The 23,200-nt window shown below is 63.7% G+C and carries 23 protein-coding genes; 6 read left to right on the top strand and 17 right to left on the bottom strand.

All coding sequences use genetic code 11. The features are described 5' to 3' along the window. Positions 1–31: 31 nt before the first annotated feature. A complete protein-coding gene (locus tag BM019_RS26595) occupies positions 32–805 on the top strand; it encodes a MetQ/NlpA family ABC transporter substrate-binding protein (protein WP_009041521.1) in 774 nt (257 codons plus the stop codon). A 189-nt stretch (positions 806–994) separates the two neighbouring features. Here the strand turns inward: BM019_RS26595 and BM019_RS26590 are convergent, their stop codons facing one another. From BM019_RS26590 to BM019_RS26570, 5 genes are read right to left on the bottom strand one after another with little or no spacing between them, the layout of a single operon-like run. Beyond that, a complete protein-coding gene (locus BM019_RS26590) occupies positions 995–1,630 on the bottom strand; it encodes an SCO family protein (protein WP_009041520.1) in 636 nt (211 codons plus the stop codon). After that, positions 1,627–2,526, bottom strand: a complete 900-nt coding sequence (gene cyoE, locus BM019_RS26585) for a heme o synthase (RefSeq protein ID WP_009041519.1) — start codon at positions 2,524–2,526, stop codon at positions 1,627–1,629. The genes BM019_RS26590 and cyoE overlap by 4 nt, the downstream gene beginning before the upstream one ends. After that, entirely contained in the window at positions 2,514–3,593 is a 1,080-nt protein-coding gene (locus BM019_RS26580; protein WP_092421570.1) for a COX15/CtaA family protein, read from the bottom strand. Before BM019_RS26580 ends, cyoE begins: the two co-directional genes overlap by 13 nt. Positions 3,594–3,603: 10 nt before the next feature. After that, the gene (locus BM019_RS26575) at positions 3,604–4,197 is read right to left on the bottom strand and encodes a hypothetical protein (RefSeq protein ID WP_092421567.1); all 594 of its coding nucleotides are present in this window, start codon (positions 4,195–4,197) and stop codon (positions 3,604–3,606) included. Beyond that, positions 4,163–4,903: an SURF1 family protein gene (locus BM019_RS26570; protein WP_092421564.1), complete on the bottom strand. Its 741-nt coding sequence runs from the start codon at positions 4,901–4,903 to the stop codon at positions 4,163–4,165. The genes BM019_RS26575 and BM019_RS26570 overlap by 35 nt, the downstream gene beginning before the upstream one ends. A 69-nt stretch (positions 4,904–4,972) precedes the next feature. Here BM019_RS26570 and BM019_RS26565 point away from each other — a divergent pair, with 69 nt between their 5' ends. Then, on the top strand, positions 4,973–5,176 hold the full coding sequence (locus BM019_RS26565) for a twin transmembrane helix small protein (RefSeq protein ID WP_016703917.1): 204 nt from the start codon (positions 4,973–4,975) through the stop codon (positions 5,174–5,176). 8 nt (positions 5,177–5,184) lie between these two features. On the opposite strand, the gene BM019_RS26560 is transcribed toward BM019_RS26565, so the two are convergent. The 4 genes from BM019_RS26560 to coxB form a co-directional block, all read right to left on the bottom strand. After that, a complete protein-coding gene (locus tag BM019_RS26560) occupies positions 5,185–6,072 on the bottom strand; it encodes a cytochrome c oxidase subunit 3 (protein WP_092421561.1) in 888 nt (295 codons plus the stop codon). A gap of 27 nt (positions 6,073–6,099) precedes the next feature. Next, positions 6,100–6,654, bottom strand: a complete 555-nt coding sequence (locus BM019_RS26555; RefSeq protein ID WP_009046265.1) for a cytochrome c oxidase assembly protein — start codon at positions 6,652–6,654, stop codon at positions 6,100–6,102. Between the two features lie 156 nt (positions 6,655–6,810). Beyond that, positions 6,811–8,412: a cytochrome c oxidase subunit I gene (ctaD, locus tag BM019_RS26550; RefSeq protein WP_009041514.1), complete on the bottom strand. Its 1,602-nt coding sequence runs from the start codon at positions 8,410–8,412 to the stop codon at positions 6,811–6,813. A gap of 82 nt (positions 8,413–8,494) precedes the next feature. Beyond that, positions 8,495–9,622, bottom strand: coding sequence for a cytochrome c oxidase subunit II (coxB, locus tag BM019_RS26545; RefSeq protein WP_009041513.1), 1,128 nt, complete (start codon positions 9,620–9,622; stop codon positions 8,495–8,497). 372 nt (positions 9,623–9,994) lie between these two features. Here coxB and BM019_RS26540 point away from each other — a divergent pair, with 372 nt between their 5' ends. Further along, positions 9,995–10,645, top strand: a complete 651-nt coding sequence (locus tag BM019_RS26540; protein ID WP_092421558.1) for a hypothetical protein — start codon at positions 9,995–9,997, stop codon at positions 10,643–10,645. A gap of 132 nt (positions 10,646–10,777) precedes the next feature. Here the strand turns inward: BM019_RS26540 and BM019_RS26535 are convergent, their stop codons facing one another. From BM019_RS26535 to BM019_RS26510, 6 genes are all read right to left on the bottom strand, one after another. Beyond that, on the bottom strand, positions 10,778–12,346 hold the full coding sequence (locus BM019_RS26535) for a SulP family inorganic anion transporter (protein WP_092421555.1): 1,569 nt from the start codon (positions 12,344–12,346) through the stop codon (positions 10,778–10,780). A gap of 90 nt (positions 12,347–12,436) precedes the next feature. Then, positions 12,437–13,171, bottom strand: coding sequence for a carbonic anhydrase (locus tag BM019_RS26530; protein WP_007924326.1), 735 nt, complete (start codon positions 13,169–13,171; stop codon positions 12,437–12,439). A 244-nt stretch (positions 13,172–13,415) separates the two neighbouring features. Next, positions 13,416–14,474, bottom strand: a complete 1,059-nt coding sequence (locus BM019_RS26525) for a PA0069 family radical SAM protein (protein ID WP_009041511.1) — start codon at positions 14,472–14,474, stop codon at positions 13,416–13,418. Between the two features lie 106 nt (positions 14,475–14,580). Beyond that, positions 14,581–15,906 carry a cytochrome c gene (locus tag BM019_RS26520; RefSeq protein ID WP_092421552.1) on the bottom strand — a complete coding sequence of 442 codons (1,326 nt, stop codon included), beginning with the start codon at positions 15,904–15,906 and terminating at the stop codon, positions 14,581–14,583. A 12-nt stretch (positions 15,907–15,918) separates the two neighbouring features. Beyond that, a complete protein-coding gene (locus tag BM019_RS26515; protein WP_007924329.1) occupies positions 15,919–17,703 on the bottom strand; it encodes a GMC family oxidoreductase in 1,785 nt (594 codons plus the stop codon). Positions 17,704–17,705: 2 nt separating this feature from the next. Then, positions 17,706–18,449, bottom strand: a complete 744-nt coding sequence (locus tag BM019_RS26510; RefSeq protein ID WP_009041509.1) for a gluconate 2-dehydrogenase subunit 3 family protein — start codon at positions 18,447–18,449, stop codon at positions 17,706–17,708. A gap of 296 nt (positions 18,450–18,745) precedes the next feature. On the opposite strand from BM019_RS26510, the gene BM019_RS26505 reads away from it, so the two are divergent. Next, positions 18,746–19,402 (top strand): phosphatase domain-containing protein, encoded by a 657-nt coding sequence (locus BM019_RS26505; protein ID WP_092421549.1) that lies wholly within the window; start codon positions 18,746–18,748, stop codon positions 19,400–19,402. A 105-nt stretch (positions 19,403–19,507) separates the two neighbouring features. Here the strand turns inward: BM019_RS26505 and BM019_RS26500 are convergent, their stop codons facing one another. Further along, entirely contained in the window at positions 19,508–19,795 is a 288-nt protein-coding gene (locus BM019_RS26500) for a YheV family putative zinc ribbon protein (RefSeq protein ID WP_007926162.1), read from the bottom strand. Beyond that, complete coding sequence (gene prlC / locus BM019_RS26495) at positions 19,792–21,870, bottom strand: oligopeptidase A (RefSeq protein ID WP_175510741.1); 2,079 nt, start codon at positions 21,868–21,870, stop codon at positions 19,792–19,794. The genes BM019_RS26500 and prlC overlap by 4 nt, the downstream gene beginning before the upstream one ends. An 89-nt stretch (positions 21,871–21,959) precedes the next feature. Between prlC and BM019_RS26490 the strand changes: the two genes are divergently transcribed. After that, positions 21,960–22,505: a gamma carbonic anhydrase family protein gene (locus tag BM019_RS26490; protein ID WP_025806838.1), complete on the top strand. Its 546-nt coding sequence runs from the start codon at positions 21,960–21,962 to the stop codon at positions 22,503–22,505. Between the two features lie 27 nt (positions 22,506–22,532). Continuing rightward, positions 22,533–23,183, top strand: coding sequence for an HAD family hydrolase (locus BM019_RS26485; protein WP_009041505.1), 651 nt, complete (start codon positions 22,533–22,535; stop codon positions 23,181–23,183). Positions 23,184–23,200: the final 17 nt, after the last annotated feature.

Raw genomic sequence — 23,200 nt, 5'->3', positions numbered from 1 at the left:
GGCACCGGGCGCCTCACAAGGAGCTAGCTGGATGAAAAAACTACTCGTCGCTTTCGCCGCCGTTGCCGCGTTCTCCGCGCACGCCGCTGACACCCTGACCGTGGCCGCCACCCCGGTGCCTCACGCCGAGATCCTCGAATTCGTGAAGCCGGCGCTGGCCAAGGAAGGCGTGGACCTGAAGGTCAAGGTCTTCACCGACTACATCCAGCCGAACGTACAGGTCGCGGAAAAGCGCCTGGACGCCAACTTCTTCCAGCACCAGCCGTACCTGGATGAGTTCAACAAGGCCAAGGGTACCCACCTGGTAAACGTCGCCGGCGTGCACCTGGAGCCGCTGGGCGCCTACTCCAACAAGTTCAAGAAGCTCGAAGAACTGCCGGGCGGCGCCAACGTGGTGATCCCCAACGACGCCACCAACGGCGGCCGTGCCTTGCTGCTGCTGGCCAAGGCCGGCCTGATCAAGCTCAAGGATTCCAACAACATCCTGTCCACGGTCAAAGACATCACCGAGAACAGCAAGGACCTGAAATTCCGTGAGCTGGAAGCCGCGACCATCCCGCGCGTGCTGACCCAGGTCGACCTGGCGCTGATCAACACCAACTACGCCCTGGAAGCCAAGCTGGACCCGTCCAAGGACGCCCTGGTGATCGAAGGCAAGGACTCGCCTTACGTGAACATCCTGGTGGCCCGTCCTGACGACAAGGACTCGGACGCCATGAAGAAACTGGTTGCCGCCCTGCACAGCCCCGAGGTGAAGCAATTCATTCTCGAGAAATACAAAGGCGCCGTGGTACCGGCGTTCTGATCGATTGCAGAAATACAAACGGGGCGCCTCAAGGCGCCCCGTTTCGTTTCAGTTGCCTGCCGGGTTCCCTGTAGCCGCTGCCGCAGGCTGCGATCGGCTCCGCAGGAGACGTGCTCTTGAGGCCCTCGGAAGGCGCTACGCGCCTTATCGCAGCCTGCGGCAGCGGCTACAGGGTTCAGGCGTCCCGGATTACTTGCGCTGCAACATCACCGGCAGCTGAGCCACCAGCTTCTGGTTGTTCAGCGGCGCGCGGATGAAGCCGCGCTGGGTGCCGTCCGGGCCGATCACCGCCAGGTTGCCGCTGTGGTCGACGGTGTAGTTGGGCTTGCTGGTGTCGGCCGGGATGAACGGGATGCTCACCGCGTTGGCGAGCTTCTGCACGTCCGCCACCGAGGTCGCGGTCAGGCCCTTGAAGTCCTTGTCGAAGTAGCCCAGGTACTGTTTCAGCTGCTGCGGCGTGTCGCGGTTCGGGTCGACGCTGACCAGCACCACCTGCAGGTTATCCACCGCCTCCTTGGGCAGCTCGCTCTTGATCTGGCGCAGCTGGGCGAGGGTAGTCGGGCAGATGTCCGGGCAGAAGGTGTAGCCGAAGAACAGCAGGCTCCACTTGCCCTTGAGCTCATTGAGCACCACCGGCTGGCCTTCCTGGTCGGTCATCTTCACATCCGGCAGGTTGCGGCTCTGGGGCAGCAGGATGATCCCGGCGTCGATCAACGCGGTCGGATCCCCCTGGTTCTTGCCGGTCAGCACTTTGTTGACGGTCAGCCCCAGCACCAGGGCCACCAGCGCCACGAGAATAAAGACGGTTTTCTGAGTTCGAGTCATAGGTTCAACAATAGGTAGTGGTCTACGAGCAGCGCGATAAACAGCAGGAACAAGTAATAAATAGAGTACTTGAAGGTGTTGATCGCCGCGTGCGGCCGACTGCCACGGTACAGCACCCAGGCCCATTGCAGAAAGCGCGCGCCCAGGCCCAGGGCACACATCAGGTAGAGCATGCCGCTCATGTGGATCGCATAAGGCAGCAGGCTGACCGCCAGCAAGGCGCAGGTGTAGAGCAGGATATGCACCTTGGTGTAGTGCTCGCCGTGAGTCACCGGCAGCATCGGGATATCGGCCTTGGCGTATTCCTCCTTGCGGTGAATGGCCAGGGCCCAGAAGTGCGGCGGGGTCCAGGCGAAGATGATCAGCACCAGCAGCAGCGGTTCGGCCGTCACATGGCCGGTGGCCGCGACCCAGCCCAACAGCGGCGGCGCGGCCCCGGCCAGGCCGCCGATCACGATGTTCTGCGGGGTCGCCCGCTTGAGGAAGCCGGTGTAGATCACCGCATAACCGAGCAACGACGCCAGGGTCAGCCAGGCGGTCAGCGGGTTGGTAAACGCCAGCAGCAAGGCTTGCCCGGCGATGGCCAGCAGCAGGGCGAAACCCAGCGCCGCCGCCGGCGACACCCGGCCTTCGGCCAGCGGCCGTTTGTGGGTGCGCGCCATGACCGCATCGATCCGCCGGTCCACCACATGGTTCACCGCCGCCGCCGCGCCGGCGCACAGGGCGATGCCCAGGTTGCCGAACACCAGCACCGTCCACGGCACCCCGGCGCGAGTGGCGAGGAACATGCCCACCAGCGAGGTGATGAGCATCAGCACCACCACCTTGGGCTTGGTCAGTTCCAGGTAGTCACGCCAGATCGCCTGGCTGTGACGCTCGCCGATCAAAGTCGCCATGGCATCTCTCCTTTTATGGTTATGGGCCCGGCGGCGTGTTTGCGCGGGCTCAGGCGCCAGCCCAGCGGCAGGTGCGAGCGGGTGCGGACCAGGCTGGTGCGGGCGTGATAATTGACCAGCACCAGGGTCAGCAGCAGCGCCGCGCCGCCGGCGTTATGCGCCACGGCCACCGGCAGCGGCAGGTGGAACAGCACATTGCTGATGCCAAGGGCGATCTGCGCCGCCAGCGCCACCAGCACCAGCCCGGCGAGGCGGGTCATGCCCACATGCTTGAGTTGCCAGGCCAGGCCGAGCAACACCAGGGTCACCAGCAACGCGCCGATGCGATGGGTCAGGTGGATGGCCGTGCGCGCGTCGCTGTCGAGCTGCCCGCCCAAGTAGTTGGGGCCGATGTGCTGGGTCAGGTGAAAGCCATTGGCGAAATCCGCCGCCGGCCACCACTGGCCGTGGCAGGTCGGCAAGTCGATGCAGGCCACCGCCGCATAGTTGGAGCTGACCCAGCCGCCCAGGGCGATCTGCCCGATCACCAGCACCAGCCCGGCCGTGGCCCAGTATTGCAGGCGCCTGGGCACGATCAGCGCCGGCAGCACCCCGGACAGCCGTAGCGTCAGCAAGAACAGCAGGCTCAGGGTGGCGAAGCCGCCCAGCAGGTGCGCGGTGACGACTTGCGGCCACAGCTTGAGGGTCACCGTCCACATGCCGAACAAGGCCTGGGCGAACACCACCGAGAGCAGGAACAGCGGCAACTTCAGCGGTTGCCCGGGATGATGCCGGTGGGTCCAGGAGCGTGCCGCCAGCAGCACGATCAACAGGCCCAGGGTGCCGGCGAAATAGCGGTGGATCATCTCGTTCCAGCCCTTGTGGGCTTCCACCGGGGTGTCGGGAAAATGCAGTTCGGCATGGGCCAGCTGGGCTTCGCTTTTCGGCACGCTGATGAAACCGTAGCAACCCGGCCAGTCCGGGCAGCCGAGGCCGGCGTGGGTCAGCCGGGTGTACGCGCCGAGCAGCACCACGATCAGTGCCAGCAAGGTGGCAAACAAGGCGAGGCGAAATCCAGGTTTGGCCATGACGATGCCCTTATCCGATGTTCGACAGTTTCAGCAGATGACGCAGGTCGTTGAGCAGGTCCTTGCCCTTGACCCGGGCGTCGTAGCGCAGGACCAGGTTGCCGTGCGGGTCGACGATCCACAGCAGCGGCGCGCCCTGGTCGCTGGCGCCCTTGGTGAAGATCGGCAGGTCCAGTGGGTAGCGTTGCAGTTGCGGATATTCGCGTTGCAGCTTGGCCTGGTAGTCGGTGTCCAGCGGCTGGGCGGCGGCCAGGGCGTGGCTGGCCCGGGAGGCGTCGCGGCCGAGGGAGATCTGGATCTGCCGCGCCAGGTACACCAGTTGCTGGCAATCCACGGCGCAGTCCCTGGGCGCGGTGACCAGGATCTGCCAGCGCGTCTCGTCGGCCTGGACCCCGATGTCGGCGCGGCTCTGGCCGTTGCCGATCAGCTCGCCGTGGTAGCTGCGGCTTTCCGGTACCCAGAACTGCAACTTGTACATGCCGGTGGCGAGGATCATCGGGCCGATCACCATGGCCACGATCAGCAGCAGCTGCCAGCGTCCGCGGCGCCGGTTGTGGGGCACCTGGGCCTCAGAAATGTTGGGTGGATTCATGGCCGCTCCCATGGTGTTTCTCCCTTGCGTTATGCCATCCGAGATAGAGGTACAAAGCGCACAGGGCCAGCGCCATGGCGAACCACTGCACGGCGTAGCCCAGGTGTTTTTCCGGCCCCATGGCCACCACCGGCCATTCGGTCAGGTAGGCGCCCGGACCAGCCTCCTGGCGCAGCTCGTAGGCAAAACCGCTGCGTCCCAGTTCGCTCCAGAGCCTGGCCGGATCGATCGTCGTCACCAGCCGCGGCCACTGGGCATTCAGTGGGTCGGCGTGCAGTTGAAAGGTCGCGCCGGGGGCGACATAGACCCAGGCATCGAGGCTCAGGGACTGTTCCGGGGTGCTGAATGCGGGTGGCGTGCGCCGGTCCGGCCAGGGCAGCCAGCCACGGTTGAGCAGCAGCCATTGACCGCTGGCCTGGTCGAGAAAGGGTTGCAGCAGCTCGACCCCGACCTTGCCTTCATGCATGCGGTTATCCAGCAGCAGGCTGTGGGCCGCATCGAAGCGGCCATGCACTTGCACCCGGCGGAAAGCCAAATCGCTGGCAGCCTGCAGCTCATCCACGGTCAAAGGCTCGGCCACGCGCCGTTCGGCGTAGCTGGCCAGCAGCTCGCGCTTCTGTTCGCCCCGGCCCAGTTGCCAGAACCCGAGCGTCACCAACACCGGCAGCAACACCAACACCACCAGGGTCGGCAGCACGCCCGGACGAAAACCGTTCATGGCCGTGCCAGAAAGTGGCGAGATCGACTGGCTATACTCAAGCGCATCGCGTTTCTCCTGGAGCCCACCATGCTTAAAGCGGCCATCGTCCTGTTGCTGATAGCCACGCTCATCAGCCTGTTCAGCGGCCTGTTCTTTCTGGTCAAGGACGACAGCAGCTCCCATCGCCTGGTCAGGTCGCTGACCGTGCGTGTGTGCCTGGCCGCGCTCACCGTCGGCTTGATCGCCTGGGGTTTCTTCAGCGGCCAGCTGGTGTCGCACGCGCCCTGGTAACGCCGCGCTCAGAGCACGTAGACGAAGACAAACAAGCCGATCCACACCACATCGACGAAGTGCCAATACCAGCTGGCCGCCTCGAAACCGAACTGATGCTCGGCGTCGAAGTGCCCCTTCATGATGCGCATCAGCATCACGAACAGGATCACCGTGCCGATGGTCACGTGGGCACCGTGAAAACCCGTGAGCATGAAAAAGGTGGCGCCGTAGATGCCCGAACCCAGGGTCAGCCCCAGCTCGTGGTAGGCGTGCAGGTATTCCTCGGCCTGGAAGCCGAGAAACGCACAGCCCAGCAGCACGGTGATCGCCAGCCAGATCTTCAGCGCGCCGCGATGGCCGTTCTTCAGGGCGTGGTGAGCGATGGTCACGGTGACGCTGGAACTCACCAGCAGCACGGTGTTGAGCAGCGGCAGGCCCCAGGGGCTGATGACTTCCTTGGGCGGCGGGAACAGCTTGGAATCGGGGTTTTCGAGCAATGGCCAGACGAACTCGAAGTTCGGCCAAAGCATGTGCGCGATGCCCTTGCTGCCTTCGCCGCCCAGGGCCGGGCCGGTGATCTGGCGCACGTAGAACAGCGCGCCGAAGAAGGCGATGAAGAACATCACTTCGGAAAAGATGAACCAGCTCATGCCCCAGCGGAACGAGCGATCCAGCTGGGCGCTGTACAGGCCGGCGCGACTTTCCTTGATCACCGCGCCGAACCAGCCGAACAGCATGTAGGCCAGCAACAGGCTCCCGACGAAGAAAATCAGCGGGCCATGGGATTCCGGGCGCGCGGCCTTGAGGTCGTTGAACCAGGTGGCCAGGCCGAACACCGTAACGAACATGCCCACCGTGGCGATGATCGGCCACTTGCTCTGGGCGGGAACGTAATAATGCTCATGAGTTGCCATTTATTGTTCTCCTTATCGGGCACCGTCTTAACCGCCGGTGTTGGTGCTCACGGCCACCGGTGGATGACGCGCGGTGATATCGAACAGCGTGTAAGCCAGCGTCAGGTGCTTCACATCCTTGGGCATGTCGCGGTCAACGATGAAACGTACCGGCATCTCGATCTGCTGACCGGGCTGCAGCACTTGCTGGGTGAAACAGAAGCATTCGGTCTTGTGGAAATACATCGCGGCGCTGCTCGGCGAAATGCTCGGGATCGCCTGGGCGCTCATCGGACGGTCGCTGGGGTTGCGGGCGATGAAGATCATCTCGTTCACCGCGCCTGGATGAACCACGATGTCGTCGGCCTTGGGATAGAAGTCCCAGACCATGTCGATCGCGTTGGTCGACAGGAACTGCACCCGCACCTGGCGCGAGACATCCACTTGCTGCTCGCCGGAGTACTGCCCGCCGGTCTTGCCGTTGATGCCCAGCGCCTTGCACATCACGTCGTAGATCGGCACCAGGGCAAAACCGAAGACGAACATCGCCGCCACCACCAGCAACAGGCGGGTGACCAGCTTCTTCATCGAGATCTCAGCCATGAGCGCGCCCCCTGTAGGAGCAGCCGGTCGACGCTCGATCGCTCGCGAAAAAATCACCAACGATGACACGATGTGGCTGATGGAACGCCACTTCGTGGCTATCGCGAGCAAGCTCGCTCCTACAGGAGGAGATCAGTTGGCAGAGCACCAGGCTGTTCATTTCACTTCCGGCGGCGTGGTGAAGGTGTGGTATGGCGCCGGCGACGGCACGCTCCACTCCAGCCCTTCGGCACCGTCCCAGGGCTTGGCCGGCGCGGGTTGGCCGCCACGGATGCACTTGATGACGATGAACAGGAAGAAGATCTGCGTCGCGCCGAAGGTGAACGCGCCGATGGACGACACCATGTTGAAATCGGCGAACTGCAGGTTGTAGTCCGGGATCCGCCGCGGCATCCCCGCCAGGCCAACGAAATGCATCGGGAAGAACGCCATGTTCATGCCGATGAAGGACAGCCAGAAGTGCAGCTTGCCCAGGGTTTCGTCGTACATGTGCCCGGTCCACTTCGGCAGCCAGTAATAGGCCGAGGCGAAGATGCCGAAGATCGCGCCCGGCACCAGCACATAGTGGAAGTGCGCGACCACAAAATAGGTGTCCTGGTACTGGAAGTCCGCCGGGGCGATGGCCAGCATCAGCCCGGAGAAGCCGCCGATGGTGAACAGGATCACGAAGGCCACGGCGAACAGCATCGGCGTCTCGAAGGTCAGCGAGCCCTGCCACATGGTGCTGACCCAGTTGAAGACCTTGACCCCGGTCGGCACCGCGATAAGCATCGTGGCGTACATGAAGAACAGCTCGCCCACCAGCGGAATGCCGACCACGAACATGTGGTGCGCCCAGACGATGAACGACAGGAAGGCGATACTCGCCGTGGCGTAGACCATCGAGGTGTAGCCGAACAGCGGCTTGCGCGAGAAGGCCGGGATGATCGCACTGACGGCGCCGAAGGCCGGCAGGATCATGATGTACACCTCGGGGTGACCGAAGAACCAGAACACATGCTGGAACAGCACCGGATCGCCGCCACCGGCGGCGCTGAAGAAGCTGGTGCCGAAGTGGATGTCCATCAGCATCATGGTCACGCAGCCAGCCAGCACCGGCATCACCGCGATCAGCAGGAACGCGGTGATCAGCCAGGTCCAGACGAACAGCGGCATCTTCATCAGGGTCATGCCGGGAGCACGCAGGTTGAGGATGGTGGCGATCACGTTGATCGCGCCCATGATCGAGCTGATGCCCATCAGGTGGATGGCGAAAATGAAGAAGGTCACGCTTTCCGGCGCGTAGGTGGTGGACAGCGGGGCGTAGAAGGTCCAGCCGAAGTTGGGTCCGCCACCGGGCATGAACAGGGTCGAGACCAGCAGCAGGAACGCCGCCGGCAGCAACCAGAAACTGAAGTTGTTCATCCGTGGCAGGGCCATGTCCGGCGCGCCGACCATCAGCGGGATCATCCAGTTGGCCAGGCCGACGAAGGCCGGCATCACCGCGCCGAAGACCATCACCAGGCCATGCATGGTGGTCATCTGGTTGAAGAATTCCGGCTGCACGATCTGCAGGCCGGGCTGGAACAGCTCGGCGCGGATCACCATGGCGAACGAGCCGCCGAGCAGGAACATGGAGAAGGCGAACCACAGGTACAGGGTGCCGATGTCCTTGTGGTTGGTGGTCAGCACCCAGCGCATCAGGCCCTTGGCGGGGCCGTGGGTGTGGTCGTGATCGCCAACGATGGCATGACCCTGTTCGTCGCTCACAGCGTTCATGGCCTGTCTCCTGTAAACGGGTGGGCTGGACGATCGAGGGCGGCACGCCCTGATCGGCTGCGGGAACACGCAATGGACCGGGTCATTTGCTTTGCGCCTGTTTCAGAGCCAGGACATCCTTGGGCGTCACCATGTCGCCCTTGTTGTTGCCCCAGGCGTTACGTTCGTAGGTGACCACCGCTGCCAGGTCGACTTCCGACAACTGCTTGCCGAACGCCGCCATGGCGGTGCCGGGCTTGCCGTGGAAGACGATATTCAAGTGATCCGCCACCGGCCCGGTGGCGATCTTCGAGCCCTTGAGCGCCGGGAACATCGGCGGCAGGCCCTGGCCTTCGGCCTGGTGACAGGCCACGCAGGTGGTGTGGTAAACCTTGTCGCCACGGGCCACCAGCTCTTCGAGGGTCCATTCCTTGCTGGTCAGTTCCTTGAGCTTGAGGGCTTCGGCCTTGCGTTCGCCCAGCCAAGTGTCGTAGTCGGCCTGGGTCTTCACGTCGACCACGATCGGCATAAAGCCATGGTCCTTGCCGCACAGTTCGGCGCACTGGCCGCGATACAGGCCGGGCTTGTCGACCCGGGTCCAGGCTTCGTTGACGAAACCGGGGATCGCATCGCGCTTGACCGCGAAGGCCGGGACCCACCAGGAATGGATGACGTCGGCGGAGGTCACCAGAAAGCGCACCTTGGCGCCGATCGGCAGCACCAGCGGCTGATCGACTTCCAGCAGATAATGCTCGCCCTTGGCGCTCTGGTTATGAATCTGGTCGGCGGGAGTGGTCAGGTTGCTGAAGAACTCGACGTCCTGACCCAGGTATTTGTAGTGCCACTTCCACTGATAGCCAGTGATCTGGATGTCCACATCCGGTTCGCTGGCGTCGTACATCTTGATCAGGGTCGCGGTGGCGGGAACGGCCATGGCCACCAGGATCAGCAGCGGCACCACGGTCCAGAGGATTTCCACCGTCGTGCTTTCGTGGAACTTGGCGGCCACCTGGCCGGTGGAGCGGCGGTGCAGGATCATCGACCAGAACATGGCGCCAAAGACAATGACGCCGATCACCACACAGATCCAGAAGATGGTCATGTGCAGGTCGAATACCGCGTGACTTATATCAGTCGCTCCAGGCGCCATATTCACGGTCCAGGCGCCATGCGCCTGGCTGAATACCGACCACAACAGGAGGCCCATCCAGACTTGTGGATGTCGCATCATTGCGGGTTCCCCTTATCGTTCTTGTTATCCCGCCGGCTTGCACCTGCGGCCAAGGGAGCGGCTGCCTAGACTACGAACTTAAACCGCCGAGCCTTCGCTGCGCATGCAGTCGGGCGTCATCAGCTAACTTCATTCAGACCCGAGTATAGACAGCGACCTCGACCTCGCAACGCGGTGCCGTAAATCCACTGAAACAGTTTGCCGCTGCCTTATAGGCCACGGTTGGAAAGGGATAGGGGATCAATGATGGCGAAGCGATATAACCCAGACGACTAACCATGAAATAATTATGAAAAATACGTCTTAAGCGATTTCGTGAGCAGGCTAACTTATGTCTTCCCTAATTAATTGCCCTTGTTTCCTGGAGTATTCATGAACACCGCCGCATTGCGCGAGCAGATCCAACGAGCCCATCAACATGAGTCCGGCACCGGGCAATTGCGCCGCCAGCTGGAAACCCAATTGCCACACCTGCACCCCGCCATCCAGCTCCCCGAAGTGGACGCCCAGGGGGTGATGACCCGTTTTGTCGCCGCTTATATCGATCAGGTTCCCGACCTGCTGGACGCCGCCAACGAAGTCGCGCGCGAAGCCGGCATCGAGTCGCAGATCAAGCCGGTGCTGAAGATCGCCGAGCAGTTCTTTCTCCAGCCGCCCGCCATCATGGCCGGCCACGAAGGCCTGGACAGTCTGCTGGACGAAGCCTATCTGGCCCATCGCCTGGTGGAGGAGGTCAACGACCTGTACATCACGCATTTCGGCCAGCCGCTGATTCCCCTGGACACCACGGTGGCCAACCTGATCGCCCACCAGTTGATCGGCGAAATCTTCGCCAACCAGCTGGACGAAGCGGTGCACCATGCGGTCGACGCGATGCTCGACGAAGAGAGCTTCGCCCTGGAGTCGGTCGAGGCCTACCGGGAAAAGCTCAACAGCCCCGACACCGATGCCGCCTGGAAACGCTGGCCGTGCCTGTCGCGCCAACTGGGCGTGGAACTGGAACTCGACCAGCCGGCTGCCTGATGATTGCAGGGGGCGGCCCTGTAGCCGCTGCCGCAGGCTGCGATCGACCGGCACGGTCGCAGCGATATCACCGACGCTGAAGGCCCTTCGGACCTTATCGCAGCCTTCGGCAGCGGCTACAGGGCTACAGACTTACGCCCGGCTCAGGCCTTTGGCCTCCAGCTTCGAGGCCGGGCTCACGCCGACGTTGGTGTGCAAGCGCCCCTCCAGGCGGCGCTTCAACCCGCGCGACTCGATCACCAGCTTCGAGCCCTTGGCCGCATTGGCCCGCCCCCACTCCTCGAGCAGCTCCAGGCAGGCATGGTCGATGTAGCCCAGGTTATTGAGCGGCACATGCACGGTGGTGCCCGCTGGGATGCTGCCCAGCGCCTGGGTCAGGGCCGGCACCTTGAGGAAGGTCGCGGCACCCACCAGGCGCAGCTCCATTTCGCCTTCGGTCGGCAGGTCCACCAGGCTGATCTTCAGCCGCGAAGCGCCCCAGGCCAGCTTCACCAGGGTCAGGCCAAAACCGATCAGTACACCGGTCAGCAGGTCGGTGAAGACAATCGCCAGCGCGGTCACGCCGTAGGTCAGCATCGGCATCGGCCCATAACGACCCAGCTTGCGGAACGACTTGAGGTCCACCAGCTTGAACCCGGTGTACACCAGCACGCCCGCCAGGCTGGCCACCGGAATGCTTTGCAGCACGCTGGACAGCAACAGCACGAACGCCAGCAGCCACAAACCGTGGAAGATCGCCGACAGCCGCGTGGTCGCGCCCGCCTGGACGTTGGCCGAGCTGCGCACGATCACCCCGGTCATCGGCAGGGCGCCGAGCAACCCGCAGAGCATGTTGCCGATCCCTTGCGCCGATAGTTCACGGTCGAAATCCGAGCGCGTACCGCTGTGCATGCGATCCACCGCGGCCGCGGACAGCAGGGTTTCGGCGCTGGCGATAAAGGCCACGGCAAAGGCCGCGATCAGCAGTGTCGGGTCCGCCAGGTTGAGCAGGTCGGCCGGCCGCAGCCAGTCGATCGCCTCGGCAAGGTTTTCCGGCACCTCGACCCGCTTGACCTGCAGCGCCAGGGCCAGGCTGGCAAAGGTCGCCAGGCCGACGCCCAGCAGGGCACCGGGGATGAAGCGCAGCGAATGCGGGCGCAGTTTTTCCCACAGGAACATCACCGCCATGGTCGACAGGCCGAGCAGCCCGGCCTGCCAGCCAAAGCCGCCGCCCAGGCTGGGCAAGGCCTGGGCCACCGCCTCGGGGAAGCCCGCGAGGTTATCCAGGCCGGACGCCTGGGGCTGGGCGTCGAGCATCACGTGCACCTGGGAGAGCACGATCAACACCCCGATCCCGGCAAGCATGCCGTAGACCACCGCCGGCGCCGTGACCCGAAACCAGCAACCCAGGCGCAGGCGTCCAGCCACCAGTTGCAGGAAACCCGCCAGCAGCAGGATCGGCCCGAGCATGGCGATACCGTGCTGGCGCACCAGCTCGAACACCAGGACCGCCAGCCCCGCGGCCGGACCGCTGACCTGCAAGGGCGAGCCGGCCAGCCAGCCCACCACCAGGCCACCGATGATCCCGGTGATCAACCCCTTGGCCGGCGGCATGCCGGAAGCGATGGCGATACCCATGCACAAGGGCAGGGCCACCAGAAACACCACCACGGAAGCGAGCAGCTCCCGTGGCAAAACAGCTTTCAATTGTGCTGCACGCATGATGATTCTCCCGAAGCTTTCTTCAGGCGTGGCAAAGCCTGACCGCGCAGACGGCAGTCATGGCTGAACCCCACTGGGATTTAGGAGGATTTAGAAGCGCGCTTTAGGCGTCGCAACCGGGATCGGATGGCGTCCGTCCAACGGCAGGAAACACCCTTGATCCGCGTCGTAGGCTTTGATTTCGCTGGTTTCGATGTTGTACACCCAGCCATGGATAAACAACTGGCCGTTGGCCATGCGCGAAGCCACCGAAGGGTGGGTGCGCAAATGCTGCAACTGGGCGATGACGTTCTCTTCGGTCAGCACATGCATGCTGGCGTTCTCGTCGGCGCAGTCGCAGTTCTCCTGGACCATGGTCTTGGCCACTTCGGCGTGGCGCAGCCAGGCTTTGACCGTCGGCATCTTTTCCAGGCTCTGCGGGTTGAGCACCGCGCGCATGGCGCCGCAGTCGGAATGGCCGCAAACGATGATGTGGTGCACACCCAGGGCCATGACCGCGTATTCGATGGCCGTGGACACCCCGCCGTTCATCTGCCCGTAAGGCGGTACCACGTTACCGACGTTGCGGGTCACGAACAGGTCGCCCGGGGCGCTCTGGGTAATCAGTTCGGGGACGATGCGCGAATCCGCGCAGGCAATGAACATCGCCCGCGGCCGCTGGGCCGTGGCGAGTTTCTTGAACAGTTCTTCCTGCTGTGGGAAGACCTCGTGATGAAAATGCAAAAAGCCGTCAACGATTATCTGCAGCGCTGCATCGGCGCTTTCGGCGACCTCCGGGGACGCTGAAGCCGACGCAGCCAACGGCTGTTTATCCTTGTCACTCATGATTCATCCTCTTTTGACGGATTAGGTGAATTTTCCAGTTTTATCCGGCACGACGCCAGCGATTGATTAAAAAACAACCAGCCCGCTGACAGCGACCCATCGGTCACTTGGTGAACAAGGTAGCCTTCCAAACTTAACTCAAACTGAACCGGCCGCTCTAAAACGCCACTATTGGCGATGCAAAAAGGTGACCAGCGTAGAGACGGCGGTGCATCGGCACTACTCCACCATAGGCCAATACATCCTAGAGCAACGACATCTGCCCTCCCGGCGGACAGAACGCCGTGCAGTCGAGGTTGTAGCCTTCGCGCCGATCGAGCCCCAGGCGTTTGCTGGCCTTGGCGAAACGCTGCGCCAGCAGGGCCGCGAAGGGGCCTTCGCCGCGCATCCGTGCACCAAAACGGCTGTCGTACAGCTCGCCGCCGCGACACTGGCGGATCAGGCTCAGGACATGGGCCGCCCGCTGCGGATAGTGGGCGTTGAGCCATTCCTCGAACAGCGGCGCCACTTCCAGGGGCAGGCGCAGCATCATGTAGGCGGCGCTTTGCGCGCCCGCGGCATGGGCCTCGGCGAGCAGGCTTTCCAGCTCGCTGTCGTTGATCATCGGAATCATCGGCGAACACAGCACGCCCACGGGAATCCCCGCCTCGCGCATCACCCGGATCGCCCGCAACCGCGCCTTGGGCGCCGCCGCCCGGGGTTCGAGGATGCGCTTGAGCTCGTCGTCCAGGGTGGTCAGGCTGATCATCACCGCCACCAGCCGCTGCTCGGCCAGTTCGGCCAACAGGTCGAGGTCGCGCAGGATCAGCGAGCCCTTGGTGACAATGGTCACCGGATGCCGGTAGCGCAGCAGCACCTCCAGGGTCCGCCGGGTCAGCTGGTGCTCCCGTTCGATGGGCTGGTAGGGGTCGGTGTTGGACCCCAGGTTGATTGGCGCGCACTGGTAGCCGGGCTTGGACAGCTGCTGTTCGAGCATCGCCGCGGCATTGGTCTTGGCGATCAACTTGGTCTCGAAGTCCAGCCCCGGCGACAGGTCCCAATAGGCGTGGCTGGGCCGCGCATAACAATAGATGCAGCCGTGCTCGCAACCGCGATAGGGGTTGATGGAGCGGTCGAAGGGTAGGTCCGGCGAGCTGTTGCGGGTAATGATGGATTTCGCCGTCTCAAGGCGCACCTCGGTGCCCTGGGTCAGCGGGGCTTCCTGGTACCAGCCGTCGTCGAAGGCCACCGAGCGCTGGGGCGCAAAACGGTTGTGCGGGTTGGTCGCGGTGCCACGGCCGCGTGGGGGCAGGGGGCTGGACATGGGCAGGCACTCTATTACTGTATTTATATACAGTAATAGAGGTTTGAGCTGTTGCAAAGCGCCGTCGGGCGGAGCACGCCGTTGGCGCTGATTGCATAGCGGTCGATCAGCCGCCGCTGTGCTTCGTCACCTGCCCCAGGTCGTCGTTCGAGGTGCTTTGCAGGTCGCCCTTGCGCAGTCCCGCCACATCCGCGGCCTTCACCTCGGAACCCTGGTTACCCCAGCTGGTGCGGATGAAGTTGACCACATCGGCCACCTCCTGGTCCGACAGGCGCCAGGCGAAGGCCGGCATGGTGAAGGTCGATGGCGCGGTATGGGTCGCCGGCAAGGTACCGCCCTTGAGCACGATGTGGATCAAGGACGTGGCATCGGCGCTTTGCAGCACCGGGTTGCCCGCCAGCGCCGGGAACACCCGGGTATAGCCATGGCCGTCGGTACGGTGGCACGCCGCGCAGTTGTCGATGTACACCGCCGCCCCCGGCTTGCTGTCGTCACCTTTCCACAACGCCTCGGCCACCGCCTTGTCGTACTGGTGCGGCTGGTCGTTGGCGTCCACCGCCGGCAGCGACTTGAGGTAACGGGCGATGGCCGTCAGGTCGTCCGCGGACATGTACTGCATGCTGTGCACCACCACGTCGCTCATGCCGCCGAACACCGCGCCGCGGTCGCTGCGACCGGTCTTGAGGAACTGCACCAACTGCTCTTCGCTCCAGCTGCCGAGGCCGTCCTTGTGGTCACCGCGCAGGCTCTTGGCGATCCAGCCTTCCAGCGGCGCACTGCCGGCCAGGAAGTCGCTGCCTTCGCTGGCGCTCAGGGCTTTCTCCTGCATGGTCAGGGCGCGCGGCGTGTGACAGGCGCCACAATGGCCGAGGCCTTCCACCAGGTAAGCACCGCGGCTGACCACCGGGTCTTGCGCAGCCTGCGCCTGGCCGCTGCCTTGTTGGCCCGCCACGCTTGGCGCGAACATCCAGCGCCAGCCGGCCAGCGGCCAGCGCATGCTCAGCGGCCAGGGGATGTCGCTGTCGCGGTTCTCCTGGACCACCGGCGCCACGCCTTGCATGAAGTAGGCATACAGCGCCTGCATGTCGGCGTCGCTGACCCGCGCATAGGACGGGTAGGGCATGGCCGGGTACAGGCTGCTGCCGTTCTTGGCCACGCCATGGCGCACGGCCTTGTCGAAGTCGTCGAAGCTGTACTCGCCGATGCCGGTCTTGTCCGGGGTGATGTTGGTGGAATAGATCGTGCCGATCGGGGTTTCCATCGGCAGGCCGCCGGCGAACGGCTTGCCGTCCTTGGCGGTATGGCAGGCCACGCAGTCACCGGCACGGGCCAGGTATTCGCCCTGCTTGATCAAGGCTTGCCGATCGGTTTCGGCGGCGCAGAGGGAAGCGCTGCCAAGCAGCGCCAGGGTCGCGATAACGAGGGTTTTCATGGTCATCGCTCCTTATGCCTGGACCAGCGGGCCGGGGTTCTTCAGGTACTGCTCGCGGATCGCGCGGGCCGACCAGTAGGTCAACGCGGCCACCAGGCCGGTCGGGTTGTAGCCCAGGCCCTGGGGGAAGGCCGAAGCGCCCGGGACGAACACGTTGTGCACGTCCCAGCTCTGCAGGTAACGGTTCAAGGCACTGGTTTTCGGATCGGTGCCCATGATCGCGCCACCGTTGAGGTGGGTGGTCTGGTAGGACGCGGTGTTGAAGTGCTCGCCGACCTTCTTGCCCAGCACCGCGATGGCCTTGGGGTTCATCGCCTCGGCGATCTTGCCCATCTTCTCGACCATGAAGCGGTTCATCTTGATGTCGTTTTCCTGCCAGTCGAAGGTCATGCGCAGCAGCGGCAGGCCGTAGGCGTCGCGGTACACCGGGTCGAGGTCGAGGTAGTTGCCGCGGTAGGACTGGTGGGCACCGTGGGCGTCCATCGACACCTGATGGGTGTAGTAGTCGGCGGTGGCCTTCTTCCAGGCGCTGCCCCAGGCCGGGGTGCCCGGCGGGTTGGAGGTGCCGGCGATCGGCCGGCTGCCGGCCTGGTTGACCCAGAACGGCGAACCGCCGACGAAGCCGTGGGGGCCGTGGTCGAAGTTGTCGGCGTTGAAGTCGTCCACCGCCACGCCATTGCCGCCGGCGCCGATGAAGTTGTTGGTGTGCACGTCCTTGTCGAAGTAGGCCTTGATGGTGGCCATGTTCTGGTAGGCGAAGTTCTTGCCCACCACGCCTTCGCCAGTGATCGGGTCGTACGGCTTGCCGATGCCGGACAACAGCATCAGGCGCACGTTATGGAACTGGAAGGCGCCGAGGATCACCAGGTCCGCCGGCTGCTCGATCTCCCGGCCCTGGCCATCGACGTAGGTAACGCCGGTCGCGCGGGTCTTGGTGCTGTCGAGGTTGACCTTGAGCACGTGGGAGTTGGGGCGCAGCTCGAAATTCGGCAACGGCTTGAGGGCCGGCAGGATGTTCACGTTCGGCGAAGCCTTGGAGTACATGTAGCAGACGTAGCCGCTGCAGAACCCGCAGAAGTTGCACGGCCCCATTTGCGCGCCATAGGGGTTGGTGTACGGCCCCGAGGTGTTGGCCGACGGCAGGTTGTAGGGCTTGTAGCCGACTTCGCCGGCGGCTTTCTGGAACAGCTGGGCGGAGTAGGTGTTCTTCTGCGACTCCAGCGGGAAATGCTCCGAACGGTCCGGCGCGTAAGGGTTGCCGCCCTTGCCTTCACCGACCAGCTGGCCTTTCACGGTCCAGGCCTGGCCCGAGGTGCCGAAGACTTTTTCCGCGTAGTCGAAGAACGGCTCCAGTTCTTCGTAGGTGACGCCGAAGTCCTGGATGGTCATGTCCTTGGGGATGAAGTTCTTGCCGTAGCGTTCTTCATAGTGGCTGCGCATGCGCAACTCGATCGGGTCGGCGCGAAAATGCACGCCGGACCAGTGCAGGCCGGCGCCGCCGACGCCGTTGCCCGGCAGGAACGCGCCCAGCTGGCGGTTCGGCAGGGCCACGTCGTTGACGCTGTGGCGAATGGTCACCGTCTCCCGGGAGATGTCCTGGAAGAGCTTCTTGCGCACGCTGTAGGTGAGTTCGTCGATCACCTGCGGGTAGTTGCCGTCCGGGTAGGTGTCCTGCATCGGCCCGCGCTCCAGCGCCAGCACGTTGAGCCCGGCCTCGGTCAGCTCCTTGGCCATGATCGCGCCGGTCCAGCCAAACCCGACGATCACCGCGTCGACCTTCTTCATTACCGTTGCCATGCTCAAGCCCTCTCGCCGCGAATCGACACTGCCGGGAAAGGGTATTGCTCGTTGCGTTCCACCCAGTCCATGAAATCGGCGCGAGCGCCGGGGAAGCCGATCAACGTCCAGCCGACCATGCCTTTATTGCCGCCGTGGATCGGGTCGCAGAAGAACCCTTCCTTGGTGTTTTGCAGCAAAAGGTTGAAGAAAATCTTCGGCGGAACGCTGTCGAATGGAGGTTTTCCCGCTTCGAGCTGCTTGAGCAAATCGTCTCGGGTAGCGCTGTCTTGCGCGGCAAATGTTTTACCGTTGAAGGCTTTCGACCATGCATCCGTCGCGGCAATGCCCAGGCGATAGATCTCCTTGGGCACCAGTTTGCTCTGCCAGCCCATCTCCGGCGCGGCGTCGGCGTTGAACGGGCCTTGCATGTACCACAGGGCACCCGCGGCGTAGGGGGTGTTCATCTGTCGGTCGATGTATTCCGGCACGCCGGCTTCCAGGGCGCCCGGGCCTTGTTCGTCGGCCGGGATCAGGCGCTCTACCGCGGCCTGGACAAAGGCCCACTCTTCGGCGGTGAAATAGGTCGGCTGGTAAGCCTCGGTGCTGACCGGGGTTCGGGCCGGCTCCACCGGCTTGGGCGCTTCGGGGGCGGCCATCAGCATCGAGCTGCCAAGACCGGTACTGGCGACCGTGACCACCGGGATCAAGGTCAGGGATTTGCGCAGAAACTCACGCCGCGGGTTGTCTTGATCGTGATCAGACATGGGGGTGCACCTCACACTAGGCATTCACGGGTTGGGCAGCCGCGTCATGGCGTGGCTTGTCGTTCTGGCGGCGATTGGAAGCGCCGGGGAAACACAGTTCAGCAAACTTTGGTTACAAATGGTAGCAGGCTAAGCATTCGAATAAATCGTTTGCATTGCAAAAAAGTCGCGATTGCCGAGAAAAAACCTCTATCGCAGCGGCTTCACGTTTCTTTGACGAGCGCCTCACAGGCCGTTGACCGGCCCGGATGGAAGCTAGGCTCCATCCATCACCATTTCCGGTCACGGCCTTGCGCATGCACAACTTTCCTACCCTTCCCGCCTTCTGCCTGTTCCTGCTGACGCTGCTTGCCTGGCCCCAGGCCCAGGCCGCCGAAACCGGCGCGACCCGCCCGGCCCAGTGGGCCCAGCCGGTGGAAACCCACTACAACCTGTACCAGATGTCGCCGACGCTCTACCGCAGCGCCTTGCCGGACAGCGGCGCCGTGCCTTTGCTGGAAAAGCTCAAGGTGGGCACGGTGATCAACTTCCTGCCAGAGTCCGACGCCAGCTGGCTGCAGGCCCCGGCAATCAAGCAGGTGCAGCTGCCTTACCGGACCAATCACGTCGACGACGCCGATGTGCTGGCGGCCTTGCGCGCGATCCAGAACGCCGAAAGCGAGGGCCCGGTGCTGATGCACTGCAAGCACGGCTCGGATCGCACCGGCCTGATGTCGGCGATGTATCGGGTGGTGGTCCAGGGTTGGAGCAAGGAGGAGGCGCTGAATGAAATGACCGGAGGCGGGTTTGGCGACAGTTCCCACTTCAAGGACGGCATTCGCTACATGATGCAGGCCGATGTCGACAAATTGCGCACTGCCCTGGCCAATGGCGATTGCAGCACCAGCGTGTTCGCCACCTGTTCGGTGAAAAGCTGGTTCGAGACAGTGAGCTTCAGCAAGCCGGCGAATTGAGCAAGGGAAAGGGCGATGCGGTCACTGTAGGAGCGAGCTTGCTCGCGATAGCAGTGTGTCTGATACGCCGCTATCGCGAGCAAGCTCGCTCCTACACCTACAGAGCTACTTGGGTTCGTCGGTCTTTTTCTTCAACTTGGGGTTGGGGAAAAACTGCACCGACTGGACCTTGGCATCCGGCGCCTTGAGGGCCGTGGTGTTGACCCGCGTGCCCAGTTCCTTGGGCACCGACAGCCCCTGTTCATTCAGGGTGTCGGAATAACCGCAGGCCACGCACTCGCGATGGGGAACGTCGTCTTCGCTCCACATCATCAACTTGTCCTGCTCGCTGCACGCCGGGCAGACCGCCCCGGCGATAAAGCGTTTTTTCGTCTTCACTGGCCCCTCGCTCATGCCGCTGCGTCCTCGGTGAGGCCGCTGTGGCGCAAGAGTGCGTCAATCGACGGTGCGCGTCCGCGGAAGTCGACGAACAGCACCATCGGCTCCAGGGAACCGCCACGGGCCAGGATCGCCTCGCGGAACGCGCGACCGGTCTCGGCATTCAGCACGCCTTCTTCCTCGAACTTCGAGAAGGCATCGGCCGACAGCACTTCGGCCCACTTGTAGCTGTAGTAACCCGCCGCGTAACCGCCGGCGAAGATGTGCGCAAAGCTGTTGGGGAAGCGGTTGTAGGCCGGCGGACGCATCACCGAGACCTCGTCGCGCACGCCTTCGAGCACCTGCAGCACGCTACGGCCGTCGCCATGGGTGGCATGCAGTTCGAAGTCGAACAGCGAGAATTCCAGCTGGCGCACCATCATCAGGCCGGACTGGAAGTTTTTCGCCGCGAGCATTTTTTCCAGCAGGTCCTGAGGCAGCGGCTCGCCGGTTTCATAGTGACCGGAGATCAGCGCCAGGCCTTCCGGCTCCCAGCACCAGTTCTCCATGAACTGGCTCGGCAGCTCCACCGCGTCCCAGGCCACGCCGTTGATGCCGGAAACGCCGGCATGTTCGACGCGGGTCAGCAGGTGATGCAGGCCATGGCCGAATTCGTGGAACAGGGTGGTGACTTCATCGTGGGTCAGCAGGGCAGGCTTGCCGCTGTCGGCCGGGGTGAAGTTGCACACCAGGTTGGCCACCGGGCTTTGCAGTACACCGTCAATGGTGCGGCGACGGTCGCGGGCGCCGTCCATCCAGGCACCGCCACGCTTGTTGGCGCGGGCATACAGGTCGAAGAAGAAACGCCCCACGTGCTGGCCGTTTTCCTTGATCTCGAACAGGCGTACATCCGGGTGCCAGCTGTCGAAGCCTTTCAGTTCGGCGATCTCGATGCCGTACAGGCGCTGGACGATGGCGAACAGGCCGCCGAGTACCTTGTCGATCGGGAAGTAGGCGCGCAGGGTTTCCTGGGCCACGCTGTAGCGCTGCTCGCGCAGCTTCTCGCCGTAGAAACCGCTGTCCCAGCTTTGCAGGTCCGGGCAGCCTTGCTCGGCGGCGTAGGCCTTGAGCTGTTGCAGGTCCTGGGCAGCGAACGGTTTGCTGCGCTTGGCCAGGTCCCGCAGGAAGCTCAGCACCTGGTCGCTGGACTCGGCCATCTTGGTGGCCAGGCTCAGCTCGGCGAAGTTGGCGTAGCCCAGCAGTTGGGCCAGTTCCTGGCGCAGGTCGAGGATTTCCTGCATGACCGGGCCGTTGTCGTTCTGGCCGGCATTCGGGCCCTGGTCCGACGCGCGGGTGCAGTAGGCGGCGTAGACTTCTTCGCGCAACGCGCGGTCTTCGGCGTAGGTCATTACCGCGTAATAGCTGGGGAATTCCAGGGTAATCAGCCAGCCTTGCAGGTCCTTGGCCTGGGCCGCGGCAGCCATCTGCGCCTTGGCCGACGCGGTCAAGCCGGCCAGGGCCGCTTCGTCGGTGACGTGCTTGGTCCAGGCCTGGGTGGCGTCGAGCAGCTGGTTGGAGAAGCGGCTGCCCAGCTCGGAGAGCTTGCTCTGCACTTCGGCGTAACGCTTCTGCTGCTCTGGCGGCAGGTCGATACCCGACAGGCGGAAGTCACGCAGGGAGTGTTCCAGGATGGTTTTCTGCGCCACGTCGAAACCGGCGGCTTGCGGGCTGCCCGCCAGGGCTTCGAAGGCCTGGAACAGCTCGCGGTTCTGCCCCAGCTCGGTAGCGTAGGCGCTCAGGGCCGGCAGGCAGGACTCATAGGCCTCGCGCAATTCGGCGCTGTTGCACACGGCATTGAGGTGGCTGACCGGGCTCCAGGCCGCGCCCAGGCGGTCGTTGAGTTCGTCCATGGCCAGCACCAGGCCGGCCCAGGTCGGTTGCGCGCCCTGGTTCTTGAGGATTTCAGCGATGGCGGCGCGGTTGTCAGCCAGGATCTGTTCGATGGCCGGCTGTACGTGCTCGGCGCGGATCGCCGAAAACGGCGGCAGGTCGTAGGGCTGCAGAAGAGGGTTGTTCACACTCACGGTTGGCACCTTGGCTGGAAGAAACATGCTGGAAGAAACGTAGCATCATCTTAATTACAATCGACGCCCACCGCAGCTATCGACCCCATTAATAAATGTCAGAGCAGGTATCCAACTTGGCCATTCGCAGCTATCAGAACCACACGCCCATCCTTGGCCCGCGGGCCTTCGTCGACAGCTCGGCGGTGGTGATCGGCGACGTCGAAATCGGTGCCGACAGTTCGGTCTGGCCACTCACGGTGATCCGCGGCGACATGCACCGCATCCGCATCGGCGCCCGCACCAGCGTGCAGGACGGCAGCGTGCTGCACATCACCCACGCCGGCCCCTTCAACCCGGACGGCTTCCCGCTGCTGATCGGCGACGACGTGACCATCGCCCACAAGGTGATGCTGCACGGTTGCAGCGTCGGCAGCCGGGTGCTGATCGGCATGGGCAGCATCGTCATGGACGGCGCGGTGGTGGAAGACGATGTGATCGTCGGCGCCGGCAGCCTGGTACCGCCGGGCAAACGCCTGGAAAGCGGCTTCCTCTACGTGGGCAGCCCGGTGAAACAGGCCCGCCCGCTGACCGACAAGGAGCGTGCCTTCTTCACCTACAGCGCCGCCAACTACGTGAAGCTCAAGGACCTGCACCTGGCCGAAGGCTACGACCAGGCTTGAGCCCCGACCCACTGCCCAGGAATCCACATGCATTACCAAACCGTTCTGTTCGACCTCGATGGCACCCTGACCGACCCGCGCGAAGGCATCACCCGCTCGATCCAGTTCGCCCTCGGCAAGCTGGGCATCGACGAACCCGACCTGAGCAAGCTGGAACACTTCATCGGTCCGCCGCTGCTGCAGGCGTTCATGCAGTTCTACGGCTTCGACGAAGCCAGGGCCTGGGAGGCGGTGAATTTCTACCGCGAGCGTTTCAAGGTTACCGGCCTGTATGAGAACCGCGTGTTCGACGGCGTCACGCCCCTGCTGGAAACCCTCGGCGGGCAAGGCCGCCAGCTGTACATCGCGACCTCCAAGCCATGGGTGTTCGCCCGCGAGATCGCCCGGCACTTCGATTTCGCCCGGCACTTCAAGGTGATCTACGGCAGCGAACTGGACGGCACCCGCACCGACAAGGTCGAGCTGATCCGCCACCTGGTCAGCGAAGAGGGCCTGGACCCCAGCGATACCCTGATGATCGGCGACCGCAAGCACGACCTGATCGGCGCCCGCCGTAACGGGCTGGATGCGGCGGCGGTGGGTTATGGCTTCGGCAGCCACGAAGAACTGAGCGCCGAGGCGCCGGCCTACCACTTCCAGACCCTGGATGAGCTGCATCAGGCGTTCCTGCAGCGCTGAACCACCGGCCATCGCGG

Source organism: Pseudomonas sp. NFPP07 (assembly GCF_900115645.1).
Classification (GTDB): Bacteria; Pseudomonadota; Gammaproteobacteria; order Pseudomonadales; family Pseudomonadaceae; genus Aquipseudomonas; species Aquipseudomonas chlororaphis.
Note: the sequence above shows the minus strand (reverse complement) of the source record. Positions and strands in the feature narration are given on the sequence as shown.

What these genes read in the sequence shown, in the direction of transcription:
- BM019_RS26560 (WP_092421561.1), bottom strand. Translation starts at nt 6,072, where the DNA reads ATGGCAACTCATGAGCATTATTACGTTCCCGCCCAGAGCAAGTGGCCG.
- BM019_RS26595 (WP_009041521.1), top strand. Translation starts at nt 32, where the DNA reads ATGAAAAAACTACTCGTCGCTTTCGCCGCCGTTGCCGCGTTCTCCGCG.
- BM019_RS26505 (WP_092421549.1), top strand. Translation starts at nt 18,746, where the DNA reads ATGCACAACTTTCCTACCCTTCCCGCCTTCTGCCTGTTCCTGCTGACG.
- BM019_RS26535 (WP_092421555.1), bottom strand. Translation starts at nt 12,346, where the DNA reads ATGCGTGCAGCACAATTGAAAGCTGTTTTGCCACGGGAGCTGCTCGCT.
- prlC (WP_175510741.1), bottom strand. Translation starts at nt 21,870, where the DNA reads ATGTTTCTTCCAGCCAAGGTGCCAACCGTGAGTGTGAACAACCCTCTT.
- BM019_RS26520 (WP_092421552.1), bottom strand. Translation starts at nt 15,906, where the DNA reads ATGAAAACCCTCGTTATCGCGACCCTGGCGCTGCTTGGCAGCGCTTCC.
- BM019_RS26570 (WP_092421564.1), bottom strand. Translation starts at nt 4,903, where the DNA reads ATGAACGGTTTTCGTCCGGGCGTGCTGCCGACCCTGGTGGTGTTGGTG.
- BM019_RS26530 (WP_007924326.1), bottom strand. Translation starts at nt 13,171, where the DNA reads ATGAGTGACAAGGATAAACAGCCGTTGGCTGCGTCGGCTTCAGCGTCC.
- BM019_RS26565 (WP_016703917.1), top strand. Translation starts at nt 4,973, where the DNA reads ATGCTTAAAGCGGCCATCGTCCTGTTGCTGATAGCCACGCTCATCAGC.
- ctaD (WP_009041514.1), bottom strand. Translation starts at nt 8,412, where the DNA reads ATGAACGCTGTGAGCGACGAACAGGGTCATGCCATCGTTGGCGATCAC.
- BM019_RS26540 (WP_092421558.1), top strand. Translation starts at nt 9,995, where the DNA reads ATGAACACCGCCGCATTGCGCGAGCAGATCCAACGAGCCCATCAACAT.
- BM019_RS26525 (WP_009041511.1), bottom strand. Translation starts at nt 14,474, where the DNA reads ATGTCCAGCCCCCTGCCCCCACGCGGCCGTGGCACCGCGACCAACCCG.
- coxB (WP_009041513.1), bottom strand. Translation starts at nt 9,622, where the DNA reads ATGATGCGACATCCACAAGTCTGGATGGGCCTCCTGTTGTGGTCGGTA.
- BM019_RS26510 (WP_009041509.1), bottom strand. Translation starts at nt 18,449, where the DNA reads ATGTCTGATCACGATCAAGACAACCCGCGGCGTGAGTTTCTGCGCAAA.
- BM019_RS26575 (WP_092421567.1), bottom strand. Translation starts at nt 4,197, where the DNA reads ATGGGAGCGGCCATGAATCCACCCAACATTTCTGAGGCCCAGGTGCCC.
- BM019_RS26555 (WP_009046265.1), bottom strand. Translation starts at nt 6,654, where the DNA reads ATGGCTGAGATCTCGATGAAGAAGCTGGTCACCCGCCTGTTGCTGGTG.
- BM019_RS26590 (WP_009041520.1), bottom strand. Translation starts at nt 1,630, where the DNA reads ATGACTCGAACTCAGAAAACCGTCTTTATTCTCGTGGCGCTGGTGGCC.
- BM019_RS26515 (WP_007924329.1), bottom strand. Translation starts at nt 17,703, where the DNA reads ATGGCAACGGTAATGAAGAAGGTCGACGCGGTGATCGTCGGGTTTGGC.
- BM019_RS26485 (WP_009041505.1), top strand. Translation starts at nt 22,533, where the DNA reads ATGCATTACCAAACCGTTCTGTTCGACCTCGATGGCACCCTGACCGAC.
- cyoE (WP_009041519.1), bottom strand. Translation starts at nt 2,526, where the DNA reads ATGGCGACTTTGATCGGCGAGCGTCACAGCCAGGCGATCTGGCGTGAC.
- BM019_RS26580 (WP_092421570.1), bottom strand. Translation starts at nt 3,593, where the DNA reads ATGGCCAAACCTGGATTTCGCCTCGCCTTGTTTGCCACCTTGCTGGCA.
- BM019_RS26500 (WP_007926162.1), bottom strand. Translation starts at nt 19,795, where the DNA reads ATGAGCGAGGGGCCAGTGAAGACGAAAAAACGCTTTATCGCCGGGGCG.